At 57.9% G+C, this 9122-nt stretch carries 8 protein-coding genes; 2 read left to right on the plus strand and 6 right to left on the minus strand.

All coding sequences use genetic code 11. The features are described from left to right. The first annotated feature begins 615 nt into the window (after positions 1–615). Both I5W_RS14830 and fghA read left to right on the plus strand, forming a co-directional pair. Positions 616–1722, plus strand: a complete 1107-nt coding sequence (locus I5W_RS14830) for an S-(hydroxymethyl)glutathione dehydrogenase/class III alcohol dehydrogenase (RefSeq protein ID WP_017450265.1) — start codon at positions 616–618, stop codon at positions 1720–1722. Between the two features lie 10 nt (positions 1723–1732). Next, on the plus strand, positions 1733–2581 hold the full coding sequence (fghA, locus tag I5W_RS14835) for an S-formylglutathione hydrolase (RefSeq protein ID WP_044529804.1): 849 nt from the start codon (positions 1733–1735) through the stop codon (positions 2579–2581). Between the two features lie 254 nt (positions 2582–2835). Here fghA and I5W_RS14840 read toward each other — a convergent pair whose 3' ends face one another. The 6 genes from I5W_RS14840 to I5W_RS14870 all read right to left on the minus strand — a co-directional run. Then, entirely contained in the window at positions 2836–3501 is a 666-nt protein-coding gene (locus tag I5W_RS14840) for a GAD-like domain-containing protein (protein ID WP_044529805.1), read from the minus strand. Further along, complete coding sequence (locus I5W_RS29900) at positions 3498–4619, minus strand: polymorphic toxin type 15 domain-containing protein (RefSeq protein WP_083893543.1); 1122 nt, start codon at positions 4617–4619, stop codon at positions 3498–3500. Before I5W_RS29900 ends, I5W_RS14840 begins: the two co-directional genes overlap by 4 nt. A gap of 99 nt (positions 4620–4718) precedes the next feature. Further along, positions 4719–5072, minus strand: coding sequence for a DUF4150 domain-containing protein (locus tag I5W_RS14855; RefSeq protein WP_044529806.1), 354 nt, complete (start codon positions 5070–5072; stop codon positions 4719–4721). 9 nt (positions 5073–5081) lie between these two features. Further along, entirely contained in the window at positions 5082–6503 is a 1422-nt protein-coding gene (locus tag I5W_RS14860) for a DUF2169 family type VI secretion system accessory protein (RefSeq protein ID WP_044529807.1), read from the minus strand. A 13-nt stretch (positions 6504–6516) separates the two neighbouring features. After that, positions 6517–8649, minus strand: a complete 2133-nt coding sequence (locus I5W_RS14865; protein WP_044529808.1) for a type VI secretion system Vgr family protein — start codon at positions 8647–8649, stop codon at positions 6517–6519. A gap of 206 nt (positions 8650–8855) precedes the next feature. Beyond that, a partial coding sequence (locus I5W_RS14870; RefSeq protein WP_044529811.1) for a T6SS immunity protein Tdi1 domain-containing protein occupies positions 8856–9122 on the minus strand: 267 nt, incomplete at its 5' end.

Raw genomic sequence — 9122 nt, forward strand, 5'->3', positions numbered from 1 at the left:
GACTATCCATCACCCTGTCATTAGGCAGCTCAACGCTGCATCCCCTGGCCCCCGCGCCCATCGTATGAGCATCGACAGCCCTTGCACGCAATCGGCATGACCTTGCCAGCTTCTGCCGGCTTGCCACTATGACATGTTGTATAACGATGTGCCATGTCATGATGACAAGCCGCAGCCAGTCACCCAGGCGACTGGCTTACGCAGAAATTACGTGAATGCCCCCACTACGTGATACGCGAGATGCCGATATGCCATCCCGGGTCCTGCTGCGCTTTTCCGCGTCTGTCCGGCTTCCCGTACTGTTCTGCGCTGTTTTGCAGGGGTTTGCCGCGCGCGCTCTTCGTTTGTTTTGTAGCAACCTTACCGCAAGCCAAGAGCTTTGTCATTAAGCAGGCTACTTGCTCGCAACGCCACAGTGAGATTTTCATGTCAGGGCGTGATATTTCACTTGTTTTGGCATCAAGATGAAGGGGCAAGTTGCACTTGATATGTGTTTTCGTTTGCAATGCGATAATACGGCCCAGCCGATGAATTCAGCCGATCATTCGTTCTACTGAATTTTCCTGAAAGAGCAAGACGTTTTACTTCACCCCATCAAGCAAAGGACCCATCCCTATGAAGACAAGAGCAGCGGTAGCATGGCAGGCAGGCAAGCCCTTGACCATCGAGGAAGTCGAACTCGGCGGCCCCAAGGCTGGCGAAGTCCTGGTCGAGATCAAGGCCACCGGCATCTGCCACACCGACTATTACACGCTCTCGGGTGCCGATCCAGAAGGTATCTTCCCGGCCATCCTCGGCCACGAAGGCGCGGGCGTGGTGGTCGACGTCGGCCCGGGCGTGAAGTCGCTGAAAAAGGATGACCACGTCATCCCGCTCTACACCCCCGAATGCCGCGAGTGCAAGTTCTGTCTCTCGCAAAAGACCAACCTGTGCCAGGCCATCCGCGCCACCCAAGGCCGCGGCCTGATGCCCGACGCCACCAGCCGCTTCTCGCTGGACGGCAAGCCCCTGTTCCACTACATGGGCACCTCGACCTTCTCCAACTACATTGTCGTGCCCGAGATCGCCCTGGCCAAGATCCGCTCCGACGCCCCCTTCGACAAGGTCTGCTACATCGGCTGTGGCGTGACCACCGGCGTGGGTGCGGTGCTGTTCACCGCCAAGGTAGAAGCGGGCGCCAACGTGGTGGTGTTCGGCCTGGGCGGCATCGGCTTGAACGTCATCCAGGCGGCCAAGATGGTGGGTGCCAACAAGATCATCGGTGTCGACCTGAACCCGGCCCGTGAATCCATGGCCCGCAAGTTCGGCATGACCGACTTCATCAATCCCAAGGACGTACCCAACGTGGTCGATGCCATCATCGGCATGACCGATGGCGGCGCCGACTACAGCTTCGAGTGCATCGGCAACACCACCACCATGCGCCAGGCGCTGGAGTGCTGCCACAAGGGCTGGGGCCAGTCCATCATCATCGGCGTGGCGGCCGCCGGTCAGGAAATCTCGACTCGCCCGTTCCAACTGGTGACCGGCCGCGTCTGGAAGGGCTCGGCCTTCGGCGGCGCGCGTGGTCGCACCGACGTGCCCAAGATCGTTGACTGGTACATGGAAGGCAAGCTCAACATCGATGACTTGATCACCCACAAGCTGCCGCTGGAGCGCATCAATGAAGGGTTCGATCTGATGAAGAGCGGCGAGTCGATCCGCTCCGTGGTCGAGTTCTGAGGAGAGCGCGATGCTGGAGACTCTCTCCGAGCACGGCTGTTTTGGCGGCGTGCAGGGCTTCTATCGCCATGCCGCGCCGGCCATCGGCCTGGACATGCGCTTTTCGGTGTTCGTCCCCCCGCAGGGCAAGCAGGGCGGCCAGTTGCCGGTACTGTTCTTTCTGGCCGGACTGACCTGCACCGAAGAAACTTTCATGATCAAGGCCGGCGCCCAGCGCGTAGCGGCCGAGCTGGGCCTGATCCTGGTGGCCAGCGACACCAGCCCGCGCGGCGCCGGCATTGCCGGGGAAAGTGAGAGCTGGGACTTCGGCGTGGGCGCCGGTTTCTACCTTGACGCCACCCAGGCGCCGTGGAGCCAGCACTACCGCATGGAAAGTTATGTGGTGCAGGACTTGCGCCGAGCCGTGCTGGAGCACTTCCCGGCCGATCCCCAGCGCATGGGCATTTTCGGTCACTCGATGGGGGGCCATGGTGCGCTCACGCTGGCCTTGCGCCATCGCGAGCTATACCGCTCGGTGTCGGCCTTTGCCCCGATTGTCGCGCCGCGCCACTGCCCTTGGGGCCAGAAGGCCTTAGGCCATTATCTCGGCCCGGACCAGGAAAGCTGGAAGGAGCACGATGCCAGCGAATTGATGCGCAAGCTGTACGCACCTTACCCGCAGGGCATCCTGATCGACCAGGGACTGGCCGACAAATTTCTGGCCGAGCAATTGCTGCCGGGCCGTTTCGAAGCCGCTTGCAAGGAGGCTTCACAGCCCTTGCGCTTGCGGCGGCATGAGGGGTATGACCACGGGTATTACTTCATCGAGAGTTTTGTGGAGGAGCATTTGCGCTTCCATCATCGCAACCTGATGGAATGAGTTAGCTGATTTGGTATTTGCGGCTGTCATGATGGGGAGGTGATGGAAATCATCTCCCCAATTTTTTATTGCATTGTTCAATGGGCGCGAATTAAACGCGCCGGGGAGCATTGGGTGGCTTCGCTAAATTTGCTAATGAAATATTTAAATTTTTTGTCTCTCATCTCATTGCCTTAGCTTGATTCGTTCCAAAACGCAGATGACCTATGCCTGCGTTTGGCTGAATATTGAGTTGCGCTGTCATGGCCGTATGCTCAAGAATCGAGCAACTTTTCAATATCGATCCCCGAGAGTGGCAATTCCGGCTCCGCGAATTGACGGAGAATCGTCAGGTGCACATTGGCATTCACTTTCGCCAGATTTTCGAGGCGAATTTTTCCTCCCAGTACGATGGCAGGCTCGAATCCATAGATTTCATGAGGCTCAAGCGGGCCGAGTTTGGATCTGGCACGTTCGAAGAGCGGCTGTCCGTTCTCGTCTTCCATATCGAAACGGGCCGAGTCACTAGACACGAAAAAAGAACGGATCGAAGAATCCTGATCTTCCTTATTCTTTATTATCAATTTATTTTTTAAAGCAGAGACCATATTGAGGGCGCATACAATCGTGACGCTACGTCCTGTTTTCTCCCCGGAAACATAGAGGGTTCCAAATGCGGACCTTGCAATCACATGGAAGGCGTCAATCTCATCCAATCCCGTGTCGGCAAGCCACTCGTCAACGAGGTCTTCATAGTCATCAGGGTCAACTGTGCAAAAGAGACCATTCGCATATTCGCACCATCCTTCTTCCTGCCAGTATTTCAGTAACTGATCGGGTAGCCTATCGCGCCATTTTTCAAGGCTTGCAGCGGGCACCGGTGAGCTCTTGGTAGCCTCGCCAATGTTGCTGATAAAATATTCGAAGTCTTCGTCTCTCATCTCATTCCCTTGCCACGGCAAGGCTCCAGTTTGACGTTCATTTTTTGATTTCCTCGACCGTTATCGATCGCATGCTTGGCTTCACGATCCATCTCCTGAACTCGGGTTAGCGGCTTCTGCCCTGAATTCCCGCTTCCGGGCGGCGTGTAAGCTTGGTTCCAGCTTGCTCCAATTGACTTGTTGACGTCAGCGCGGCCGATACTCGTCGTTTTGTGTTGCATCCAACCTCCGGCGACCATGTCTGGCTCATGCAGTGCGGCTAATTTCTCCATCAGTTTTTTTGCCCGAATTCCGGCCTGTGTTTTTGCTTCGGCTGGGTTCATGCCTTGCTTCCGCATGCTATCGGTAATACTGTCTTTCATGTCTTCAAGGACGTCTTTCCGATGGCTTTCTTGCGCAGCGTTGGCCGCCGGATTGCGATTCATTTTCTTAAACGCATCTCTAGCCATCGCATATTCGTTCGCTGTCAAACTATTGATGGCCTCCTCTTGGCGTCTGAGCTGCTCCGCCATTTCTTTCAAAAACGCCTTTTGTTTCCCCTTGCTCAACCGCATGAATTGTTTCTTATCATACGGATGGAAACAAGGTACTTTAAACTGCCGGGCCTTTACGGTGACGTCCTTCTTGGGCTTTTTGGGTGGTTGGGGGCCAGGTGCAGCTTCCTTGGCGACTTTAGCTTCTCGCGCAACTCTTGCGGCTTCCTCTGCTTCCTTGGCGGTCTTGGCAGCTTTGGCAAGTTCTTCTGCCTCATGCGCCCCTTTGCCAACCTTTGCCGCCGTTCCAGCACCCTTTGCCATGCCAACCGCGCGCTTGGCAACCTTGCCTACGGTGGTGACGACTTTGCCACCCGGTATCATGCTCGCCGCAGCAATACCTGCCTCAACGTAGTCGCCCTCGGCGGTATAGAGCGCCGCATCGATTGCGCCGGTGATGACCGACAACCCCGGAACGAAACTGGCCACGCCCAGCACACCATGCACCCAGGGACTGGCTGTTTGCCAAAACGATTTCTCGGCCGCAGTCTCTGCCTTGACGGCTGCATTGGCGCCCCCACCGTGCGGCTCGATGCGCGTGACCGACCTGTCCGCCTGCTCGAGGATGACTCCTTTAGTCGTCATGGCAGCGCACCCCGCATCCGGTCAGCAAAGTGGCAAGCCACATCGCAGAGGCGAGTGGAATCAATCAGGATGGCGGAGTATGAAGCATTGGCACCATGCTCAACTCGCCAGATTCATGTCGCACTCGTCCCCGTGACGCACGACGAATTTCTTCTCCACGCGCACGCTAGCGGAGCTCTTTGTAGGGCGTACCTTTCCCTTGTTGACACCGGATCTCATGCCGCCACCCGTTCCGGCTTCGTTGCCGGTCACGCGTGTGACCAAGCTGTCACCGAACAGAAAGACCGGATCGCCATTGAACCTGACCGATTTGGCTACTTGGACGCTATCGCTCAAGTCGGCAATGACGGGATAGGGCACCGGCACCATGTTCGGTCCCATGGGTGTCTTGCATACGTTGGGTACGAGACTGACGGCTTTGAAGATGCCGTTCTTACGGGCAGCAGTGGGCATACATTGCTCTCAAACGGTGGGTGGTATCGCCGCATTCGGCTGAGTCGCCGGGTGCGCAGACTCGGGGTCTTGGGCGTGTTCGCGCAAGGCGTCGACCTCGGCGCGTGACAACATTCGTGCTTCAAGTACCCTGACGGCGGGCGCGGACGCGACCGTCGCGCGCCAGACGCAAACGACGGTGGGCTTTTTTTCAGGCGCGTTGGGGGTGGGGGCCACATCGACGATGACCGTATCGAGCTTGGCCGCGAGTTCGCCCATGCGGCCGTCTTCAAAGCGGACCAGGACAAATGGCAGATGCCCCGGCAGCGCCAACGACAGCAGCGTGTTGCCCGATGCATCCTGTGCCGTTGCTGCACCAGCAGGGCAGAGGTTGGAGAGGGTGATGGTTTCATCGCCCTCCAGATGAGGGATCACTTGCTGGTCTGCGGGCGCACCGTTCCAGTACGCAAAATTGAAATCGGTCGGTAATTGGGGATGGCGGCTGTCCTGCCACTGCTGGTCGTAAGTACCTGCGAGATTCAAGCGGGGTTGCCAGGCACGTCCAACGATGCCCAAGCCGTCTGGTATGCACGCGTCGCCAAAACGCGCCATGGGCTCATTGGCCGCTTGTATCTGCGGCGCTGGCACACGCGTTATGTTGGTCGCATGAAGATACCAATCCTCTGCGAAGCCGCGGCCAACCGGGTTGTGTTCACACACCGCATGGGCGATGGCTTGCGGCGTATCGCCATCAGTGGCGGGTTCCGGCAGCGGCTTGCGGTTGGGCAGCCGATGCTTTTGGCTTACACGGGCTGCCGCCGGCTCTGTCTCAAGAATCTTGTTCTCGCCACCATAGGCATATTCGTAGCGCAGTGGCAGCGTGGTAATGGGTTGTGGCGCCGTCAGCTTCCATGCAGGAAGCGCAAACAGCGTCAGTGCCCTCAGGAAGGCAGAACGCTTGCGCCATTCGCGTGGCCCCGTGATGCTCAGCGTCTTGGCAAGAATGAGCGGGCCTTGCCTGGCCTGCTCCGTCAAGCGCGCGCACTCTTGCCGCCATTGCGCCATGCGTTCGGGCGAGGCCGGCTGTAATGGGTTCAAACCGTAAGGTTCAGGCGGCAAGTCTGGCTCGACAGCTGCGCCATTGATCGTGATGGCGACATCGAACTGACTGGCAGCGGCTCCCCCCGGCGCGTGCGCGTGGGCAATGATGATGACGTCGGTATGCGGCTTGTACGGCGCCAAGTCGGATTCCTGCCTGACACTGGACCGGTTCACTTCGCCGTAATATTCGTCGGAGGTGACCAGCGGCGTTTGCTCGGGTGCGAGCAAGAGCTGGCCGTCGGGCTGCAACTCAAAGGTGAGTCGCATGACGACGACGTGGAAGCGCTGTTCCCGCTGGTCGAGCGCGTCGAACGCCATCGCCGGATAAGGCGTGAGATTGCGAAATTCCATGTTCGATGCCCGACTAGTTGATATCGACGTCTTTGCCGGATAACTGCATCGGCCCGCTTGCTTCGATGCCGATCTCGGAACCGTTGATGAATATCTTGCCGTCGGCGGTCATGCGCAAACTGGCCTTGCCCACTGAAATGGAAAGCTCTTCTCCGGCCGTGATCGATATCGTCTTGCCGACCTTGGTCATCTGGTTGAAGCCAACCATGGTCGCCATGACGGTGCCCACATTGAGGTTGTAGGCCAGGCCGACGTTTTCCATGCGGCCCATGCCGACGTTCTGCATGTAGGCCATGCCGATGGTTTCCGTCTTCATCCGCGCAACATGGGTAGACCAGTTCTTGCCGATCTGGTCCTTGCGGTTCTTGCCAATCGTCTTGGTACGGTTGCTGCCGATGCTGATGGTTTCGTTGTTGTCGACCGTCTCGGTACGGTTGTTGTGGACGGTGATGGTCTCGTTGTTGTCGACCGTCTCGGTGCGATCGTGCCCGATGTGGGATGTCTCGTCGTGATCGATGCTCTTGCGGCGATCGTGGCCGACCCATTTATCCTCGTCGTGCTCGACCTCGGTCAGTTGGTTCCGTTCGGCGTGCAGCCACAACTGTTCTTGACCCTTCATGTCTTCGAAGCGCAGCGCATTGGCGTTGTGGTAGCCGCCCTTGGGCGTTGAGCGGGTCAGGATGCCGCTCTGGGTCTTGTTCGCAGGCAGTTCCCAGGCCGGCATGTTGGCGGCATTTGGGACCATGCCCGTGATGAGTCCGCGGTCCGGATTGCCATCCAGGAATTGCACGATGACTTCACAACCGATCCGTGGGATGAATGTCGCGCCGAAATTGGAACCTGCCCAGGCAGTGGCCACCCGCAGCCAGGCCGAACTCCTCTCATCGAGCTCACCTTCGCGATCCCAATGAAATTGGACCTTGACCCGTCCATATTCATCGGTGTGGATTTCTTCGCCTTTGGGGCCAACGACGGTCGCCGTTTGCAGACCGTAGATTTTCGGCTCGACACTATTGAAGCCGCGACCAGGACGCCAAGGGATGACCTTGCGGATACATTTGATCTGGTTCTCGTAGTGGGGCGCAGTGCCGTTGTTGACGTGGTAGTTGTTGCTGGCGCTGTGGTGCGCTTCGATGATGAGGAATTCACGCTCTTGCTGGCTGCCGACGTCGAAGTGGCCGGTGAGACGGAACCAGCGGCCCGGTACCACGTTGCGGTTGTTGCCTGCGGCCTGGAAGAACTTGCCCGCATGTTCGAATTCCTCCATGCGTTGTGTGGCAAGATGGTCGCCGTCCTGGCGATCCTTGAATCCATACGCGCCTGTGTATTCGTAGGCCTCCTTGCGCAGGACCAGGCCTTGATTGTTGCGTGTGGGGACGTCGACGGTTTTGGGCCAGGGCGATTTGAAATCGAAGGAAGTCAGGGTCACGCTCGCAGGCACGATGTGCCGCTCACCTGACCATTCATGAATGCCGTCTTCTTCTTGCGAGCCGGCGTGACGCTGGAAGGCAATCTCGACACCGTCAATGGGATCGGCCAGCGTGGAGTCGTCACTCAATATCAGCTTGTGCCCCGTGGCCGTATGCGCGTAGGCATAGTGCCAGCCTGCGGCCTCCCAGCGCCGGCTCAGGTAATTGTGGTCGGACTCGTTGAACTGACACGCCTCGGTCACGGGCAGGTCCTCGCCATGACGGCGGAACTCCCACTCGGGCAAGGCGCTGTAATGCTGGAAAATGCTGCGCGTTTGATCGTACAGACTGACGCCATGGAACAGCATGCAGTTGGTACGCAAGGAAAGATACTTCAGCCATGGACCTAGCCTGGCTTCGTAGAATGCGACATCGCCGTCAGTCCTGACGAATCGGAAGCTGAAGACGTAACCGGTGAAGTAGCGCAGGCTGCCGTCTTGCCGGACGAGCTCCACGCAAAGCAGTTTGCCTTGGAGGTCCTTGAGTTCAAGCGTAGCGTTGTCGGCCAGCAGCTCGACCGTGAACTCGAAGTCGCGTGACAACCCTTCGCTGGCGTCAAGCTTGTTGACGAGCAATGCAGATGGAGGGGCGTCGTTATGCGGGAAAGTCAGCCGCAGAATGCGGGCGTGTTGATAGTCTGAAAGCAGCTTTTCCAGACCCTGGGGCGCTTGGATCATGCGAGGTTCCTGTGTTCATCAAGTTTCCCTCCCTGATGTCACACCGGCATGCATTCTAATGGTTCTCCGTTGGAACTTGCAATTGTATATAACGACGATGTCCTAAAGACCTGGCGGACCTTGAAGACCTGCCCAAAGAGGGGCGTCACCCAGCTATGCGTCGAGCCAAGCCTCAGGTGGCCTAAGCCTGCGCATGGCGGCATGTTTCAAGAGTCGAGCAGCTTTTCGATGTCGATCCCCGAGAGTGGCAATTCCGGCTCGGCGAATTGACGGAGAATCGTCAAGTGCACATTGGTATTCACTTTCGCCAGATTCTCGAGGAGAATTTTTCCTCCTAGCACGATGGCGGGCTCGAATCCATAGATTTCATGCGGTTCAAGCGGGCCCAGTTTGGATCTGGCGCGTTCGAAGAGCAGCTCTCCGTTTTCGTCTTTCATGTCACGCAGGGCCGGCTCACTATCCCAAAGAAAAGC

The sequence above is a fragment of the Herbaspirillum sp. B65 genome (genome assembly GCF_000333555.1).
Lineage (GTDB): Bacteria > Pseudomonadota > Gammaproteobacteria > Burkholderiales > Burkholderiaceae_D > Herbaspirillum > Herbaspirillum rubrisubalbicans.

What these genes read in the sequence shown, in the direction of transcription:
- I5W_RS14865 (WP_044529808.1), bottom strand. Translation starts at nt 8,649, where the DNA reads ATGATCCAAGCGCCCCAGGGTCTGGAAAAGCTGCTTTCAGACTATCAA.
- I5W_RS14855 (WP_044529806.1), bottom strand. Translation starts at nt 5,072, where the DNA reads ATGCCCACTGCTGCCCGTAAGAACGGCATCTTCAAAGCCGTCAGTCTC.
- I5W_RS14840 (WP_044529805.1), bottom strand. Translation starts at nt 3,501, where the DNA reads ATGAGAGACGAAGACTTCGAATATTTTATCAGCAACATTGGCGAGGCT.
- I5W_RS14860 (WP_044529807.1), bottom strand. Translation starts at nt 6,503, where the DNA reads ATGGAATTTCGCAATCTCACGCCTTATCCGGCGATGGCGTTCGACGCG.
- I5W_RS14830 (WP_017450265.1), top strand. Translation starts at nt 616, where the DNA reads ATGAAGACAAGAGCAGCGGTAGCATGGCAGGCAGGCAAGCCCTTGACC.
- I5W_RS29900 (WP_083893543.1), bottom strand. Translation starts at nt 4,619, where the DNA reads ATGACGACTAAAGGAGTCATCCTCGAGCAGGCGGACAGGTCGGTCACG.
- fghA (WP_044529804.1), top strand. Translation starts at nt 1,733, where the DNA reads ATGCTGGAGACTCTCTCCGAGCACGGCTGTTTTGGCGGCGTGCAGGGC.